Origin of the sequence: Gillisia sp. Hel_I_86 (assembly GCF_007827275.1) — a bacterium.
Classification (GTDB): domain Bacteria; phylum Bacteroidota; class Bacteroidia; order Flavobacteriales; family Flavobacteriaceae; genus Gillisia.
In genome coordinates this window covers 1,178,640-1,196,672 of the sequence record NZ_VISE01000001.1, presented here as the reverse complement: position 1 = coordinate 1,196,672, position 18,033 = coordinate 1,178,640, and the positions used below count along the sequence as shown (strand labels likewise).

Genomic DNA, 18,033 nt, shown 5'->3' with positions numbered 1-18,033 from the left:
AACTATAAAACAGTGAAAATTAAATTTTTAGGCCTTGATATTTTTCAAATGAAGCTACCGTAATTCCATCTGTTAAAGAAGCAGTATAGGAACAAAGTTGTATTAAAGTTTCATAAACAGATTGCCCCTCTTGATCCTTTAATTTCAGAACAGATTTCCTAACTAAATTATTATAATTGGAGCCATCTAATTCCAGGGATTCTGGTAGAAAAGCCTCGGTATAGGTATCTAAAAGATGGGATAGCATTTTGTACCCCGCAATCTCTTTGTTTATAACATCTTCGCTCTGGTATATTTTTTCTACTGAAATTTTAATAATATCCTTGATTTGCGCTTCGTAACTGCTTTTATCGAACAGGGCTTCATGAAACTCTCCTTTCAATATAGCGTCTTCATTTTCCAGAAAAATTTCAACGGCTTCTGTGATCAAGGTGTTAATTGCCAAAGCGCGTAAATAGCTCAACCTATCTGCCGTGCTGGTAAGCGAATTGTATTTTGAGGTGTTAATACTATTTTTTACAAGCTTTATTAAATACTCTAAGGCATATTCTTCATCTATCAATCCTAGATTGATGCCATCTTCAAAATCGATGATCGTGTAGCAAATATCATCGGCTGCTTCCACTAGAAATGCCAATGGATGACGTGAAAAGGCAGTAAATTCCCCGTTTCTTACATTTTTAAGGCCTAATTCCTGTGCGATCTCTTCGAATATTTCCTTTTCTGCTTGAAAGACGCCAAATTTCTTGTCTCCTATATTTTTTGTGGGTTTATGCGGAAGGGATTCTTTTGGATACTTTATAAATGCTCCTAAAGTAGCATAAGATAAACGAAGTCCACCTTCTATCCCGGGCCTGTTTTCGGTAAGGATCTTGAAGCCATTGGCATTTCCTTCAAATTTTATAAGGTCCTGATATTCTTTTTCTGAAAGTTGCTTTTTAAAACGTTTCCCGTTGCCTAGGCTGAAGTATTCTCCTATTGCTTTTTCACCAGAATGGCCAAATGGGGGATTTCCAATATCATGTGCCAAGGCAGCCGCAGCTACAATAGCCCCAAAATCGTTCATCTTGTAGCCATGGGTTTCCCTAAGTTGTGGATGTTTCTCCAGGATCTTTTGCCCTGCAAGCCTTCCCAAAGATCTTCCAACAACCGATACTTCTAAACTGTGGGTTAAACGAGTGTGTACAAAATCTGTTTTGGAAAGTGGGATTACCTGGGTTTTATCTTGCAGACTTCTAAATGCTGAAGAAAATATAATTCTGTCGTAATCTACTTCAAACCCAAGGCGGGTTTCATTTTGCTCTTTTCTTAATCTTTTATTTGTGTCTCCGTATCTTTTTAAAGACAGCAATTGTTCCCAATTCATCATATTGTAATTTTATTTCTCCCGCAGATTTTGCTAATTTCCGCAGATTTTTATGCAATCTTTCTATTTCTTATCTCACCATATTTGAATACAAGAATAAACTTACTATAATCCATTTACTTTCCTAAATATGCCAGAGTTTATATTTTCGACATTAAAATTGACTAAAATAGCCAATTTTAATTTTGTGAGCTTTAAATACGTGATTGTTTGTTTATGATGAACTTCGGCTAAGTTCTCGACAGATTTCACTTCTATAATCACTCTATCTTCAATTAACAGATCTATCCGGAATCCAATTTCTAATTTTTCGCCTTCGTAGTATACTGGAACGGGAGCTACTCTCTTTACATTCAAATTTTGTTTTTGAAGTTCATATTGTAACGTTGTTACATAAATCGATTCCAAAATACATGGGCTAAATTGTTACAAATATTGAATATAGCACCTCTAATTTTATAAGAAATTTCATTTTCATCCATAATGCAATTTTACTTTTCTGCGTTTATCGGCGAAATCTGCGGGCTTATAATTTCATTTTAAAAAAGGGAAGTAAACTTGCGAATACTTCCCTTTAGTTAATTGTAACTATATATTGGTTGGGGTAAAAAATTCAATTTTAAGACCCACACATTAAGCAATCGTCGCCTTCGGCCTCCTTGGCTTGGGCAATAAGAGCACGCAATTCGTCTGGAGATAGTGCATTTCCTGCTGCAACCACTGGAGCCACTGCCGCTTCTTCTTGTGGTTTGGTTTGAACTACCTCATCTGGTTGTGCCAATTCAGCATAAGATTCCAATACCGGTTCTTTTTTGGTTTCCTTTTTAAGGGTGAATTTAATGGCGTCTACCGCACTCTTGGTCCTTAGGTAATACATCCCGGTTTTTAGTCCGCTTTTCCATGCATAAAAATGCATAGAGGTAAGCTTGCTGTAATTCGCATTTTCCATGAACAGGTTAAGCGATTGCGACTGATCTATAAAATAGCCCCTGTGCCTGGACATATCTATAATGTCCTTCATGCTTAGTTCCCAAACAGTTTTGTACAGTTCCTTAAGATCGTCTGGAATAACATCTATTCCTTGTACAGACCCATTGGCACGTAAAATGGCATTTTTCACATCTTCTGTCCATAGTTTGCGTTCTACAAGATCTTCCAGTAAGTGCTTGTTCACTACTATAAACTCTCCAGAAAGTACTCTTCTAGTATAAATATTGGAAGTGTAAGGTTCGAAAGCTTCATTGTTTCCAAGGATTTGGGATGTCGAAGCTGTTGGCATAGGTGCCATTAACAACGAGTTTCTAACTCCGTTTTTCATCACTTGTTTGCGCAATTTTGCCCAATCCCAACGTCCGCTTAAATCTTCATCTTTAATTCCCCACATATTATATTGAAATTCCCCTTGACTTATTGGAGAACCTTTAAAGGTGGAATAGGGACCTTCTTCTTTGGCCAATTCCATAGAAGCGGTTACAGAAGCGAAATACAAGGTTTCAAAAATTTCCTGATTCAAGGTTTTTGCCTCGTCACTGGTAAATGGCATTCTCAGTTTTATAAAAGCATCTGCCAATCCTTGCACTCCCAATCCAACAGGACGGTGGCGCATATTGGAATTTTCTGCTTCTTTAACCGGGTAGTAGTTTCTATCGATTACCTTATTCAAATTTTTAATTACCCTTTTTGTGATCCTATAAAGTTCTTTATGGTCAAACTCCTTTCCTTTTACAAACATTGGCAACGCAATGGAAGCCAAGTTACATACAGCCACCTCATCTGGGCTGGTGTATTCCATGATCTCTGTACAAAGGTTGGAAGAGCGAATAGTTCCAAGGTTCTTCTGATTGGATTTTCTGTTTACTGCATCTTTATACAACATATATGGCGTCCCGGTCTCTACCTGGGATTCCAGGATTTTTTCCCATAATTCGCGTGCTTTTATGGTTTTTCTTCCTTTTCCCTCTGCTTCATATTTTAAGTACAATGCATCAAACTCATCTCCGTGAATATCAAAAAGGCCAGGGCATTCATTAGGGCACATTAAGGTCCAAGTGGAATCTTGCTCTACACGCTGCATGAAAAGATCTGGGATCCACATAGCATAAAAAAGATCGCGTGCGCGCATTTCTTCTTTTCCGTGGTTCTTCTTAAGATCCAAGAAATCGAAAATATCTGCATGCCAGGGCTCTACATACATTGCAAAAGATCCTTTGCGTTTTCCTCCACCTTGATCTACATACCTTGCCGTATCGTTAAATACGCGAAGCATTGGTACAATCCCGTTCGAAGTACCGTTGGTCCCGGAAATGTAAGATCCGGTAGCACGAACGTTATGGATAGATAAACCTATTCCGCCGGCCGATTGTGAAATCCTGGCGGTTTGCTTTAGCGTGTCGTAAATACCATCTATACTATCATCTTTCATGGTAAGGAGAAAGCAAGATGACATTTGTGGTTTTGGGGTTCCAGAATTGAACAAGGTTGGAGTTGCATGCGTAAAGAACTTCTTGGACATTAAGTCGTAAGTTTCCAGTGCAGCATCAATATCATGTATATGGATCCCGATAGAAACACGCATCAACATATGTTGTGGGCGCTCTGCTATTTTTCCATTCAGTTTTAATAAATACGAGCGTTCCAGGGTTTTAAATCCGAAGTAGTCATAATTGAAATCGCGATTATATATAATGGTAGAATCCAGCAATTCTTTGTTCTCCTGAATCACTTTTTGAACCTCCTCTGCTAAAAGCGGTGCTTTTTTTCCGGTTCTTGGATTTACATATTCATAAAGGTCTGTCATCACTTCAGAAAATGTCTTTTTGGTGTTCTTGTGGAGGTTAGAAATCGAAATTCTAGCTGCAAGCCTTGCATAATCTGGATGGGAAGTCGTCATGGTGGCAGAAACTTCTGCCGCCAAATTATCCAGTTCGCTAGTGGTAACCCCATCGTACAGTCCTTCTATTACACGCATCGCCACCTTAAGCGGATCTACTATTTCGTTTAGGCCATAACATAATTTTCTAATTCTGGCTGTAATTTTGTCGAACATAACGGGCTCCTTACGGCCGTCTCTTTTTTGTACATACATAGGCTTATGGTGTTTAGTGGGCTTGTATCTTATGAAAATTCATAGGATCCAAACAAAAATTCATATAGTAACCGAAAAGTGGAAATCGAGAAATCAGGGGTTCTCAAACTCGGTTTTTCGAATATTTTTGGGTTGTAAAAAACATTAAATACAATCGTGTTGGGGGACACGATCGTACCCAATAATGACGCTTAGTTAAAAGTCGGCGTCAAAACTTATTTTATCGGTGTCTTTATCCTTGTTCATCACACCTGCTTTTTGATATTCCCCTACCCGTTTTTCAAAGAAGTTTGTTTTCCCTTGTAGGTTGATCATATCCATAAAGTCAAATGGATTTGCACTGCCGTATTCTTTTTCACAGCCAAATTCCACCAACAATCTATCTGCAACAAATTCCAGATATTCTGTCATTAATTTAGCGTTCATACCAATAAGGCTGGCAGGTAAAGATTCGGTAATGAACTCACGTTCAATGATAAGTGCATCGGTAATAATAGCGCGAATACGTTCTTTTGGCACCTTATTTACAATGTGGTTTTGGTGCAAATGCACTGCAAAGTCACAGTGTACACCTTCGTCACGGGAAATCAATTCGTTAGAAAAGGTCAATCCGGGCATCAATCCACGTTTCTTCAACCAGAAGATGGAACAGAATGCTCCAGAAAAGAAGATTCCTTCAACGGCAGCAAATGCGATCAATCTTTCAGCAAAAGAATCGGATTCTATCCACTGTAAGGCCCAATCTGCTTTTTTCTTGATGGCAGGAAAAGTCTCTATAGCGTGAAACAGCTGATCTTTTTCTTTTTCATCCTTCACATAAGTATCTATAAGCAAGGAGTACGTTTCAGAATGGATATTTTCCATCATGATCTGGAACCCGTAAAAGAATTTTGCCTCGGCATATTGAACTTCGTTCACGAAATTCTCGGCAAGGTTTTCATTCACAATCCCATCGGAGGCCGCAAAAAACGCAAGGATATGTTTTATAAAATACCGCTCATCTGCATTCAACTTGTTGTTCCAGTCTGTAAGGTCTTGATGAAGATCGATCTCTTCAGCAGTCCAAAAGCTGGCTTCCATTTTTTTATACCAATCCCAAATATCGTGGTGTTTGATGGGAAAAATTACAAAACGATCCTTGTTCTCTTGTAAAATGGGTTCAAGTTGTGCCATAGATTAGTGGTTTTTTTGTGATTTAAACGTGAAATTCCCGCTTAAACAAATATTGAAAAATCTAATAGATTTTGAAAGGAAAATGGACAAACGTTTTCAACAAAGTTTTTAACACAAGCCTGTTCTTATATTCTTAAAAAAAAGTGAATTTTGTTATTTAAAATACTGGTATATAGTATATTATTAATTTTTGTAAAAAATTAAAAAAGTAGCTACTTTAGATCCTCATCCCTTTACAGCAGACTGTTGCACGCAAATTTTAGAGCTATTAACAATTGCAAATTTTGAAAGAATATTTAACAGAGGTATGTTGGAAGTTTTTAAAATAAAAATGTAAGAAAGTGCAATTGAGAAGCATTTTGTGCCAATGAAGCATTCATTATGAATATTGTTAAGATTGAAAACAGCACGGGTTCCTTTTTGGTATATGAAGGATTCAGAAGCTAAGATTAATTAAAAAAGGGGGAAAGGGGAATACTAAAATAGTGCGGGGTAGTATACTGTTTTCAACAATACATTTCCAAATATAACCTACAATTATAATTAACTAATAATTAGCGGATTATTGAAAATTTTATTATTTATTTAGATTTGCAGCAACCTTTTCGAGTTCTTCATACCAATCTTCACCAAATTTCCTAACCAATGCCTGTTTTACAAATTTATAGACTGGGACCTGGAGTTCTTTTCCAAGGGTGCAGGCATCATCACAAATATGCCAGTGATGGTAGTTCACAGCAGCAAATTCTGAATAATCTTGAACCCTAACCGGATATAAATGACAAGAAACGGGCTTTTTCCAATCGATTTCCCCTTGATTATATGCTTCTTCGATTCCGCACAGTGCAGTTCCTCTATTGTCGAATGTCACATAGGCGCAATCTGCACCCTCTATCAGGGGTGTTTCCAATTCTCCGTCTTCTGTAGTGATAGAAGTGCCCTGGGCTTCTATTGCAGCAATTCCTTCCTTCCGAAGAAAAGGTTTCACTTTGGGATAGAGCTCTTTTAAAATCAAGGTTTCCTCTTTGTCCAAAGGTGCTCCCGCATCACCATCGATGCAGCACGCTCCTTTACATGCAGAGAGATTGCACACAAAATCCTTTTGGATTATATCTTCAGAAATGATGGTTTTACCTATTTGGAACATAGCCGCAAATATATTATATAAACTGAATTTTTGATCTCTTTATATGGGCTTTTTTAAAGAATTCGACTTTCTTAAATTTCCTTGGGATTTTATTTTCTTTCTATATTTTAAACGTAATTTTGCCACTATTTTAATGTATGTTGTTATGAAGTTTGATATCAGGGAAATTGGTAGTGCCACTATGATCTTATTTGCAGTAATAGATATTATTGGGAGTATCCCAATTATTATAGACCTAAGGAAAAAAGCGGGTCATATTCAAAGTGAAAAGGCTACTATAGTCGCTGGTATTTTAATGGTGCTGTTCCTTTTTGTGGGTGCAGAGATTTTAAAACTTATAGGAATAGATGTAAACTCTTTCGCCGTTGCAGGTGCTTTTATCTTGTTTTTTTTAGCATTGGAAATGATTTTGGGAATTACATTATATAAAGATGAGACACCCGAAACTTCGGCAATTGTTCCATTGGCATTTCCGCTTATTGCCGGGGCCGGAACCATGACCACTTTACTGTCGCTTAGAGCTGAATATGATGCTATTAATATAATTGTAGCCATAATAATCAATATTGTTTTTGTCTACATAGTGCTAAAATCTTCAAACAAAATCGAGCATTTTCTAGGAAAACAAGGAATCAATGTGATCCGAAAAATATTTGGAGTAATTTTATTGGCGATTGCTGTAAAATTATTTGCTGCTAACATTCAAAATTTATTTAAATGAGAATATTTATCTATCTATTAATCGCGCTATCGGTTGTTGTTATAGTCTATAATACAACTGTTTTGAACTTCGATGATCTTTTAAGTAAAGATAGTGCCATTGCCTTAATTGGGGTTGTAGCTGCGGCTTGTGTAATCGTGCTACTTTCAGTTTTATTGACCTCTAAAGCGATAGACCGCAAAATTGGTGAGAAGAAATAAGTCTAAATGTGTAAGATAAATCTTATAGCTTTATTTTATGCGTAAGATTTTACTTTCAACTGATGGAATTTAAAAATATAAAAGAATTAGGTTGATTTTTTATAACTAATTGCCTGTTTTTGTGCTCCTTATCATTTTTGTGGCCAAAGCGCTTATCCAAAAAAATCACTTTTTTCAAAACTCTCAAGTCACCTAGTTAAATTAAATAATAGTGGTTATTTGTTAATAATACAATGAGCTTTAGGATCGGTTTGACTACTAAAAATCTTTGTGCCTCTCATTTGGATGACAAAAAAATTTAGTTTTGTGCAAATTAGAATAAAGTGAAGTAAGTCACGACTGTAACAGGAAGCGCAGCAATCATTAAGATGATAAATACCCGATGCAACTTTCTGTATAATAAAGCCCTTTTGAGTTTTAATTTAAATTGATAGTCTGCTGAAGAATTTATTTGATCTTTAATGTCACCCAAGGAAACGTTTGAAGAATCTACCAAGATATCCTTTTGTAAGAATAATAGCGCACTATTGTCTAAAAGGCGGAAACTCACTGCTACAATGTAAAAGAACAAAGGAGAGAGTAAAAGAAAAATGGCCGTATAGTCGTTGTAAGCATCCAAAGTGGCTACGAATATACTAGTTTGTAAGTGATAATTCTATCACTTTATCAACAATTCGGTCATTTTCATTAATAATCCGCTGAAATTCATTGGTGCCAAAAAGTTGTTCTGCCATCACTGCTTTGATATATTTCTTTATTAGAGGTTGATAATTATTGACCTTCATTGGTACATTCTGACTTTTCATATATGCCAAAAAGTTCTCGACCGTGCTATCTGTAACGATTTCGCCTTTGTAAAAATCCTTCCATGAAAGTCCATTATAATAGGACCTGTTTTTCTCCAATTCTTCAAATACAAATCTACTGAAGAGTCCCATTCTAAGAGCATAGGTAATATTTTCCCGCTCCATATTGGTGTCCTTGGCGACGAAGATGTCTGGAATTATTCCACCTCCACCATAAACTATTTTTCCTCCAGGAGTTTCGTAACGTAGAGAATCTGTGACGTGAATGCTATCTCCATTGGTCATTTCCCCATTTTTATACCTCAGGATATAATCATTGAAATAGGCTTCATTTCCCATTTCATATGATTTTTGTATCGATCTTCCTGTTGGGGTGTAATATCTTGCAATGGTGAGTCTCACCGCACTTCCATCGCCTAACTCCATTTCCCTTTGTACAAGGCCTTTCCCATAAGAACGCCTTCCAACAATGGTTCCGCGGTCGTTATCTTGAAATGCGCCCGCGACAATTTCGCTTGCCGAAGCCGAGTTTTCATTAATGAGCACGAAAAGTTTGTTTTTTTCGAAAGCTCCTTTTTTATTGGAAAAAGTTTCTTCTATCGTTCCTTTCTTATTTTTTGTAAATAAAATGAGTTGTCCATCTTCCAAAAATTCATCAACTATATTAATAGCTTCGGAAAGGTATCCTCCGGGGTTATCCCTAAGGTCTATGGCAATTTGTGTGGCACCCTCGTTTTTTAATTCATGAAGACTTGCTTTAAATTCTTTATAAGTTGTTTCAGAAAAACGATTGACTTTTATATACCCAAGATTTGAGTTCAGCATATAAGCGGCATCCACGCTTTTTAATGGCACTTTAGAACGTTTCACATTAAACTTCAGCAACTTGTTCAGCCCTTTTCGCAAAACTGTGAGCGTAACCCTGGAGTCCTCGGTGCCCTTTAGTTGTGCAATTATAGAGTCGTTGCTTATTTGCTTGTCAAAAAGTTGTTTGTCGTTGGCATAAAGAATTCTATCGCCACCGCGTATACCCAACTTTTCACTGGGCCCACCGGTCATGGCCTGAATTACCACGATAGTGTCTTGGACATTGTAAAAACTCACTCCAATGCCCACAAAATCCCCTTTCATATTTTCGGTTACCCCGGCATATTCGTTCTTTGGGATATAAACAGAATGTGGATCCAAATTTTCCAAGATCCTATTTACAGTTACATCTACAATGCTATCGGTATTTACCTCATCTATATATTCGTAGTCTATATAATCTATAAGCCTATTGAGCTTCTCTTTCTTGGAATTGGAAGAAAAAAGCCCTTTTTGATCTGGGGCAAAATTTAACTTGGCACCTAGTAGAATCCCCACGGCACAAGCTAAGCCCAATAATAAAGGAAGGTATATTTTGTGTTTTTTCTTCAATTGTCTAAATCTGTTACTTGGTCCAATTCTATCCCGGCTCTCTCTAAAAATTCCAATCCAGTGTTGTCTTTATATCCAATTTCGTATACAATTCTGGTAATACCAGCTTGATGAATCAATTTACTACATTCCTTGCAAGGCGACATCGTGATGTAAAGGGTGGCACCTTGGCAAGATTGTGTAGAAGAAGCGACCTTTAAAATTGCGTTGGCTTCGGCATGTAGGACATACCATTTTGTATAGCCTTCCTCATCTTCACAATAATTCTCAAAACCGGTAGGGGTGCCATTGTATCCGTCGGAAATTATCATTCTATCTTTCACAATAAGCGCACCAACTTGTTTTCGTTTGCAATGAGAGAGCTTTCCCCACTCATTCGCTATTCTTAAATAAGCTTTATCAAATTTTAACTGCTTTTCTTTCTGCATATTTTTAAATAATTTCCTTCTATAAAGTTCAGTAAGCTTTAAACAAAAAGCTTGCTAAAATATTGTGAGACACGGGTTAAAACAATTTATAGCATAAAATTTTCACCAAATGGCTTGAATGGTATCTTTTAAAAGTGGTAGTATAATGCCAATTACAATTGCTGAAATTACTAAAATCCAATCTCTTCTTGTAACACGAAACATGTTTTGAAGTATAAAAGATATTATTAAGACAGAAAGCACCACAATAATTTGGGCCGCTTCAATTCCTAGGGCGAACTCTATAAGCGGGAAAAACTTTTTTGAAGCATCTGGAAAGATCATTTTAAAATATCTTGAAAACCCAAGCCCATGTATAATTCCAAAGAACGCCGTGCTAAAATAAAGAATATTGATATTCCTTTGATGTTCCCTTTTCTTTGCGGAGATGATATTATAAAAAGCTGTAAAAAGAATTGTTAATACGATTAATAATTCTACCCAAGATGCATCTACTTTTGCAACATCATAAACAGCCAGAAAGAGGGAGAGGGTATGTCCAATTGTAAAAATGCTTACCAGCCATAAGACCCGTTTCCAGCTACTAAACGAATAGGCTGCAACTAAAACCATTAAAAACAATACATGATCGTAGGCCATCCAGTCCAGGACATGCTCCAAGCCCAATCTAAAATACAACCAAAATTCAGACATATTGTGGGAGTGCTAAAGCCCGAAAATACAATTTATTATAGAGTTGGCAAAAATATGATTTCATCATTTTTGATGATGAAATTATTCCTTGAAAAGAACTGTTTTGGAAGCGTTATCTAGAATTTTGGACATGTTCCCGAGAGGTCTCCTGATGCCCATGGGGAGATAAATACGTTTAAAATTAGAGGAATGATGCGGGAAGTTAAATCCTTATTGAGGGATCAAATGTTCAATTCAAGAGCTGATTTGGGTTGAAGTTCACTTTATAAATTTTGCTTTGTCCATTTTCTGAAATTTTCAATGCTGTTTTAAAATCTTCCAATATCAAGAATTCTTTAGCCATGATCCCACTTCTTTTACTTGTAAAATAAAGAGTGTTGGTTGTGTAGTCTATAAATGGGCAATAATCCATTTTATCTGAATTTATGGTAGTGCCTAAATTTTGGGATAGTTTCCAATTGACCGTCTTTTAGTCTAGTGCTTTTATAAAGATCCCCACTTCCTAAACCATCTTCACGGTCATATCCGCTAAAGATTAAAAAGTCCTCCTTTGGTGAGATATACGCATTGAATTCATAGCCTTCGGAATTTATGGAATCACTTAAAGAAATTGGTGTTTTATATGAATTGGAATTCCATTCACTTTTATAAATATCATCCTTTCCTTTTCCCTCTGGCCGATCACTGGTGAAATATAAATTTTCATTAGCTGCAACGGGAGGATAAAATTCATGGAATTCAGTGTTAACTGAAGTGCCAATATTAATTGGGTCGGACCATTTATCATCTTGACTTTTACGTTCTAAATACCAAATGTCAAAGTCGGTTTTTATTTCTGATTCATTTTTAAAAGGGCGATTAGAGGCAAAATATAATTTTAAACCATCGGGTGACAAAAAGGGTTCCAGATCTTTATACTTGCCCGAATGTGGCAGGAAAAGCTTCGTTTCCCACGAACTATTTTTCTTTATAGCTTGTACAATGATGGACAACTCTCCTAAATGGCTTTGTGCTGTAAAAAACAGTTCTGTTCCATCTGAAGCCATGCTGAAATCCCGAATATTTTGAAACTCTGAAAGCAATTCTGGAAACGCCAGATCTACAGGTTCTGGTGTTTGAGCAGAAAGATTCATAATGAAGAATAGGAAACAAAAAATAGAAAGTAGGTTGTACTGCATTTTATTTTTTTAATTTATAGATGCCTTCAAAAGCAACGGAAATAAGCTGATCCTGATCCTTTGTGTCCAATATTTCCCAAAGTTGAGTAACGCTGCCATCTTCATTTTTTGTCCATATTACCCGATTGTAATAGGTTCCTTTTTCATTTTGAACCATCTCACTTTTTAAAGTCATTTTATTTGGAGATGCCTTTCCTTTTAACATCAAGTTATTTCCAGAATTTGCGATCCAAACCTGGTTCCAGATAGAATCTGCTGCATTGTAATAGTTATAGCTTTTCCCAGTACCACCGGTTGCGCCCTTCCAGTTTTTGCTTACAATGCAATCGTCCTCTAATTTTTAGATTTTGTTCTCGCCTATTTTTTCCGGATGTATCATAGACATCCCAATCCCCAACCCAAAAATCAAATTACTGATGATTTGCTGTACAACAAGTACAGCTGGTTTGGGCTAGGCTAAATAGCGTGCAAAAGAACAATGCGAGTGATACTATTAATGTTTGCATGCTATAAAAGTTTTCTTGAAAGTACTGATTTTTGAAAACTCAGCCTCTAAAATGATTTCAATAGGTTGAATCCTGAAGTAAACAGTCGAAATTTTTAAATTAATCTTGTTTTAAGGCCATCCATCTTATTTTCACAGCAGAAATAGTGGGTAATTCCAATCTTTCCTGCTTTAAGACAAAGAAATCATTCCTCAAATAAAACTTTAAAGGAGATCTATAAATAGAACCGTCATTTTTTAGATAATTTGTGTGGTCTATCAACCATCCATTCAATAATGGGTTAGATTGTTTCGCCATTTCTAGCAGCTTAGTTCCAATTCCCTTTCCTTGTATAGAAGCATTCAAAATCATGGCAAACCAAATCCCATCTTCCCTTTTGAAGCCTGAATACCAGGCCACAATATTGCCGAATCCATCTTTAACAAGAACATGATGTAATTCTGATAGCCCATGGAGATAACTATCAAATTCTTCTAGTTTAGAATAGCCCAAACTTTTAGGGTATTCCTGATTCCAAAGCTTGAAAACGGCTTGTTTTTCCTGGGAATTCAAAAAAGCGGTATTGGCTAAAATCATAATTTTTATTGAGTTGTTATACTTTATATCGAATAGATTTTCGGTTTTACTTTAAATTGATCTAACTGTAAATTAAAATTAATAATGTTATTAAATTTATGGAAATTGGTAATTAAGAAGTGTAAAATCAATTAAGTTTGGCAATGCTTTAAGCATAAAAATTTTAATTAAGCGCCAGTTCAAGAAAGAGCTTATACTTGTGGGGAAGTATAAGTTCCTAAAGGATGGCGCTTTTTTTATTTCCCTGATACGCTAAAGTGTCAATGGTTCTCTTGAATAAAAAAATAAGGTTCCTTGGTTCTCGTTTCTGAAGTTGAAAGTAACAATTATTTTATGCTTAGTGGAATGTATGAAACTAATTTTGCGAATAGATAATCTTTCCAAAAGAGTATTTCTTGGTAAAGAAAGAAAAAGTGATCTAGAGATATTGTGCATTTTAACCAGTAACCTTTAACATGATAAATACCACTACAGCTATGCTGCTTACTAAAAATAAAAATTCTGCAATCCGTATTAAACTATCATCTCTCCTAGTGTGAAATGCTAGTAAATAGGGTAGAGCAATAATTATTGGAGAGGCAGAACTAAGTTCACAATAATAAAGATGAATCGAAATCTTGAATATATGGGAGAAATCCCCCATTTTTGACAGCTTTTAAAAAGTTCTTCTTTTTAAAGATTAAAATGCACGATTTTATGTTGTGGTTGATTATTTTTTTATAATTTTGCCCTCCACTAGCTCGAGTGGCGGAATTGGTAGACGCGCTGGATTCAAAATCCAAATTTGAGAAAGGCAAAAAAGAATGCCGAAGTGGTGGAATTGGTAGACACGATGGATTCAAAATCCATTGCTCACAAGGCTTGCGGGTTCGATTCCCGCCTTCGGTACTAAAAAAGCTGAGATGAAAATCTCAGCTTTTTTTATGACTTGGTACAACATAGGTACAACATTTTGCTACTTTTTTGACCACGTTTAGATTAGTGGTTTTTGATGGCAAATACTATAATTCATTATTTTTATATCCTTGTTTTCATAAAATTTAGTTTTCATAAACCACTCAGCCCATTCCCCTGCATTCCGCAAAAAACTCCATTACGGTAAATGCGCTTCACTATAAAAGTCTTGAACAAAACTCCAAAGATTCCGATTTCCATTTCGTTAACCCTGCCTGAAATACGGCAGGAACACTTCATTCCCAATCTCCATCTTTAAAGTTCAGTCCGCTTTAAATCCTACTAAATAAGGATAACCAGTTTTCATAACCCGTTCAGCACATTCCCCTACATTTCGCGAAAAGCTACATTCCGGGAAAAGAGCTTCCCTACAAAAGTCTTGGACACCATCCACAATTTCTACTTTCCATTCCGCTAACCCGATCCGCTGCGCTGGAGCGGGACACTGCATTCCCAATCCGAAACTGTGAACGGAGTCCGCTAAATCGGAATTCCATTTAATCATTTGGTGCCGCTTCCTATGTTTGGGTACTTCACAAAAGCCTTTAGACCCACCTCCGCACCATCACTGTTATTCCCTTTTTTTGACAGCAAAATACCAACATTTGGAAGTTGAACGGACTGCATAAACCGTTGCGTTGCACTTCACTTTTTATAAGTCCTTATCAATTCAAAATATTGAAAATGTATCAGCAACAAAAAAAAGGTAACAGCGAAGGCGCTATGGGAAGTAAATCTAAAATGAATCTTATGAAATCTTACAAAAACATCAAAAAGGAAGCGGCACCAAAAAAACAAAAAAGGAAAACGCTCAAGATATAATAAGTAAATCACTTCAAAAGAATAGAAACGCAAACTATCTGAATGGTTCGGATAGCATTTTAATCAATTCTTAAATATTTTATTATGAGTACTTTAAAAAATCACGTACAGTTAATCGGAAACGTTGGACAAGAGCCAACCATTACAAACCTTGAAAGCGGTAAGAAAGTAGCCCGTTTTTCAATAGCCACAAATGAATTCTACAAGAATGATAAAGGCGAGAAAACCCAAACAACAGATTGGCACACGGTCGTAGCTTGGGGCAAGATTGCCGAAATCGTTGAAAAATATGTAGGCAAGGGTAAGGAAATTGGTATCACGGGAAAACTACGTACCCGAACCTATACCACAGACGACGGAAACCAACGCTATGTAACCGAAGTCGAAGCAAGAGAAATCCTTTTGCTCGGAACTAAAAACGGGAAATAGCCATTAAAATTAAAGAGGGCGTTCCTCTCGAAAGTTGCGCCCTCTTTTTCATTATTAATCCTATAAATAGAAATCAAAATGAAAGCACAAGTTAACGAAATTTTGGACGGTTTGAAACATTTTCACGGTTCAGAAACTATTTTTCAAATACCTTTATTGAGAACCCGATACACCAACGGACTGAAATATTTGGCGGAAGCTGCCGAATGTTTTTGGCTCATTACGGACACTTCCGTAATTGCAAAAAGCCTGATGAACCGAAGCGAGTTTGTAACCATAGACTTCAAAAGATTGTCCGAGGAAAAACAGGATTTTACAGGCTACGAAGCCGAAATAATCTACACGGACGGAAATGATAATATTTTAGAAAAACACGGTTATAGAGCAACAGATTTTCCGCTCGATGAACTACGTTTATTTTTTGTAAATAATACGCTGATGTTACCAAGCGAATATTAAAATGTAGAGCTATGGTATATCTAAATTTTACAGACCTAAACGAAGAGACTCAAAACCGCCTTTTGGAAGATTCCAAAAAAGACGTGGAACGAAAATTTGGCGACAGTATTCGCAAATACGTAAAGGAAAATTATACCTGTTTTGAAACTATGATAGAGGAAGAAGCATTGCGAAATTTGTATTCCTACACCTTCATATTCAATATCTGATTTTCTGAACTTAATGATGAAGCACCTCTAAATTTTGGAGGTGTTTTTCTGTTTAATTAAATTCAGTTCAATAAAAAACCGTATCTTTATTTCGCTGAAATTCAGCATTCAATTTTACGTAGGGTTATCCAATTTTCGACTTTCGCCGATAACCTTACCCATCTAAAAATAACATATCGGAAATTCTATTTCCTTAAAATGGCAATTGGCTTTTTAGCCAGATTGTATGAAATTTTTGTTCGCCTGTGGCGAACGAAAAGGAGTAGCAAGAGGGTAACACGCGATGCGATGTTAAGCACTCCTTTTCGTTTTCAAAATGCTGATATTCAGCTACTTGAAAAAATAGATAATTTCTTGACCTTCAGCAATTTGCGACAAACAGCCTGTAAACGCCCACTTTTAGGGAAGGATTTGCGACAAATCGGCGAAATATGGACTCATTTACAGGCATTAGATTCAAAAAGGAAACTGCCAAACGTTTCCAGGAATTCTCACGCACACACTTCAAATCGCACACAGAGGCAATGTCCACGATGCTCGAGTTTTTCTTCTACAATGAAATCTCGCCAAAGGAAAAATTAGGCCCAACTGGAAGGACAATCGAAGCTTCAATCAAGAAACGTATTAATGCGGTCATTGCCATAATGAGGGATATGGAAAAGACCCAGACCAAACCTACGGTCGCAATGATAGAATCGCTTTTTCAGACGGAAGAACCCAAAAAGAAACCTTTGATTTTGGAAAAGAAAACAATGGAAGAAAAGTCGAAAGTAAGATTTCAGGAAAAGAAAAACCATAACAACGAACTTTAATTTTTGAGCTATGTATATCACAATCACACCCCAAAAATTAGGAGGCACCTACTCACAAAGTTCAGCGGATTTTGTAGGCTATTTAGAGAAAGAAAATGAAGGTCTGGAACAACGGGATATGGAACATTTTTTCAATCAATATGACGAAGGGATTTCCGCTGAAGAAGTGGTAAAAGGTATTGATGGAAATGGAGCAAAACTCAAAAAGACGGAACCTAAATTTTACTCTATAACGGTCAGTCCATCGAAGTACGAATTGAACAGATTACAGAAAAGTAGCGAAGATTTAAAAAAGTACACTCGTGAACTGATGAAGGATTACGTTCAGTCCTTTAATCGGGAAATCAATGGACGACCTATAACAATCGATGACATAAAATACTATGCGAAAATTGAACATCAAAGAATCTTTAAGGGTACAGATTTTCAGATTAAAGAAAACCAACCTTATGCCACAAAAATACTTCAGCTAAAAACTGAAATCCGAAATGTACAAGATGGACGAGCGGAAGGCAATATCAATAAAATGAACAAGGAAATTTCAAAATTGGAAAAGGCAGCACCACATCAACAGAACGGAAAGCGCATTGTACAGGGAATGCCAAAAGCAGGAAACCAAAGTCATATTCACATCATTGTAAGTCGCAAGGATGCATCCAATTCGTTCAGTCTTTCGCCAGGGAGCAAACACAAAGCTTCGGAAGTTGAGATGCACGGCAAAAATGTAAAGCGTGGCTTTGACCGAGACAAGTTTTTTACAAATGCGGAGAAAACCTTTGACAAAACTTTTGGGTACAAAAGAAACTTTGCGGAAACCTATAAGGCACGAAAGGACTTCATCAAGAATCCGAAAATCTATTTTGCATCATTGATGAAGCTGCCCACCAATGAAAAGGCATTGGCGTCCAAAATAATGGGTAAAGCTGGTATTCCTATGATGCCGAGCATTCCCGTTACACAGGCGCAATTGGCTATGAAAGTTTTTAACAGGTTGCGTCGAGGTGTCGAGGTGGCCATTAAATCGAGTTCCATCGGAATCTAAATTTGAAT

At 36.5% G+C, this 18,033-nt stretch carries 20 protein-coding genes and 1 tRNA gene; 9 read left to right on the top strand and 12 right to left on the bottom strand.

Annotated features, from left to right (window positions below; translation table 11 throughout):
- Positions 1–19: 19 nt before the first annotated feature.
- From dgt to JM83_RS05230, 5 genes are all read right to left on the bottom strand, one after another.
- On the bottom strand, positions 20–1,366 hold the full coding sequence (dgt, locus tag JM83_RS05250; RefSeq protein ID WP_144963686.1) for a dGTP triphosphohydrolase: 1,347 nt from the start codon (positions 1,364–1,366) through the stop codon (positions 20–22).
- A gap of 105 nt (positions 1,367–1,471) precedes the next feature.
- Positions 1,472–1,723 (bottom strand): GxxExxY protein, encoded by a 252-nt coding sequence (locus tag JM83_RS05245; protein ID WP_261376359.1) that lies wholly within the window; start codon positions 1,721–1,723, stop codon positions 1,472–1,474.
- A gap of 262 nt (positions 1,724–1,985) precedes the next feature.
- Entirely contained in the window at positions 1,986–4,451 is a 2,466-nt protein-coding gene (locus JM83_RS05240; RefSeq protein WP_144960046.1) for a ribonucleoside-diphosphate reductase subunit alpha, read from the bottom strand.
- A 195-nt stretch (positions 4,452–4,646) separates the two neighbouring features.
- Positions 4,647–5,624: a ribonucleotide-diphosphate reductase subunit beta gene (locus tag JM83_RS05235; protein WP_144960044.1), complete on the bottom strand. Its 978-nt coding sequence runs from the start codon at positions 5,622–5,624 to the stop codon at positions 4,647–4,649.
- A gap of 577 nt (positions 5,625–6,201) precedes the next feature.
- Entirely contained in the window at positions 6,202–6,771 is a 570-nt protein-coding gene (locus tag JM83_RS05230) for a DUF3109 family protein (RefSeq protein WP_144960041.1), read from the bottom strand.
- Between the two features lie 145 nt (positions 6,772–6,916).
- Between JM83_RS05230 and JM83_RS05225 the strand changes: the two genes are divergently transcribed.
- Both JM83_RS05225 and JM83_RS05220 read left to right on the top strand, forming a co-directional pair.
- Entirely contained in the window at positions 6,917–7,492 is a 576-nt protein-coding gene (locus tag JM83_RS05225; protein WP_144960039.1) for a MarC family protein, read from the top strand.
- The gene (locus JM83_RS05220) at positions 7,489–7,692 is read left to right on the top strand and encodes a hypothetical protein (RefSeq protein WP_144960037.1); all 204 of its coding nucleotides are present in this window, start codon (positions 7,489–7,491) and stop codon (positions 7,690–7,692) included. Before JM83_RS05225 ends, JM83_RS05220 begins: the two co-directional genes overlap by 4 nt.
- A gap of 635 nt (positions 7,693–8,327) precedes the next feature.
- Here JM83_RS05220 and JM83_RS05210 read toward each other — a convergent pair.
- The 7 genes from JM83_RS05210 to JM83_RS05180 form a co-directional block, all read right to left on the bottom strand.
- Positions 8,328–9,917, bottom strand: coding sequence for a S41 family peptidase (locus JM83_RS05210; protein ID WP_144960034.1), 1,590 nt, complete (start codon positions 9,915–9,917; stop codon positions 8,328–8,330).
- Entirely contained in the window at positions 9,914–10,345 is a 432-nt protein-coding gene (locus JM83_RS05205; RefSeq protein ID WP_144960032.1) for a deoxycytidylate deaminase, read from the bottom strand. The genes JM83_RS05210 and JM83_RS05205 overlap by 4 nt, the downstream gene beginning before the upstream one ends.
- Before the next feature lie 102 nt (positions 10,346–10,447).
- Complete coding sequence (locus tag JM83_RS05200; RefSeq protein WP_144960030.1) at positions 10,448–11,038, bottom strand: HupE/UreJ family protein; 591 nt, start codon at positions 11,036–11,038, stop codon at positions 10,448–10,450.
- 229 nt (positions 11,039–11,267) lie between these two features.
- Positions 11,268–11,450, bottom strand: a complete 183-nt coding sequence (locus JM83_RS05195) for a hypothetical protein (RefSeq protein WP_144960028.1) — start codon at positions 11,448–11,450, stop codon at positions 11,268–11,270.
- Position 11,451: 1 nt separating this feature from the next.
- Positions 11,452–12,216 carry a PD40 domain-containing protein gene (locus tag JM83_RS05190; protein WP_144960026.1) on the bottom strand — a complete coding sequence of 255 codons (765 nt, stop codon included), beginning with the start codon at positions 12,214–12,216 and terminating at the stop codon, positions 11,452–11,454.
- A gap of 1 nt (position 12,217) precedes the next feature.
- Positions 12,218–12,421 carry a hypothetical protein gene (locus tag JM83_RS05185; RefSeq protein ID WP_144960024.1) on the bottom strand — a complete coding sequence of 68 codons (204 nt, stop codon included), beginning with the start codon at positions 12,419–12,421 and terminating at the stop codon, positions 12,218–12,220.
- 400 nt (positions 12,422–12,821) lie between these two features.
- Entirely contained in the window at positions 12,822–13,298 is a 477-nt protein-coding gene (locus JM83_RS05180) for a GNAT family N-acetyltransferase (protein ID WP_144960022.1), read from the bottom strand.
- 805 nt (positions 13,299–14,103) lie between these two features.
- On the opposite strand from JM83_RS05180, the gene JM83_RS05175 reads away from it, so the two are divergent.
- From JM83_RS05175 to mobB, 7 genes are all read left to right on the top strand, one after another.
- Positions 14,104–14,186, top strand: a tRNA-Leu gene (locus JM83_RS05175).
- 750 nt (positions 14,187–14,936) lie between these two features.
- The gene (locus JM83_RS19085; RefSeq protein WP_186435063.1) at positions 14,937–15,074 is read left to right on the top strand and encodes a hypothetical protein; all 138 of its coding nucleotides are present in this window, start codon (positions 14,937–14,939) and stop codon (positions 15,072–15,074) included.
- Positions 15,075–15,158: 84 nt separating this feature from the next.
- Entirely contained in the window at positions 15,159–15,503 is a 345-nt protein-coding gene (locus JM83_RS05170; RefSeq protein WP_144960020.1) for a single-stranded DNA-binding protein, read from the top strand.
- A gap of 78 nt (positions 15,504–15,581) precedes the next feature.
- Positions 15,582–15,962, top strand: coding sequence for a DUF6876 family protein (locus JM83_RS05165; protein ID WP_144960018.1), 381 nt, complete (start codon positions 15,582–15,584; stop codon positions 15,960–15,962).
- A gap of 11 nt (positions 15,963–15,973) precedes the next feature.
- Positions 15,974–16,171, top strand: coding sequence for a hypothetical protein (locus tag JM83_RS05160; protein ID WP_144960016.1), 198 nt, complete (start codon positions 15,974–15,976; stop codon positions 16,169–16,171).
- Between the two features lie 431 nt (positions 16,172–16,602).
- Positions 16,603–16,983, top strand: coding sequence for a BfmA/BtgA family mobilization protein (locus JM83_RS05155; RefSeq protein ID WP_144960014.1), 381 nt, complete (start codon positions 16,603–16,605; stop codon positions 16,981–16,983).
- A 10-nt stretch (positions 16,984–16,993) separates the two neighbouring features.
- A complete protein-coding gene (mobB, locus tag JM83_RS05150; RefSeq protein WP_144960012.1) occupies positions 16,994–18,025 on the top strand; it encodes a MobB family relaxase in 1,032 nt (343 codons plus the stop codon).
- Positions 18,026–18,033 lie beyond the last annotated feature (8 nt).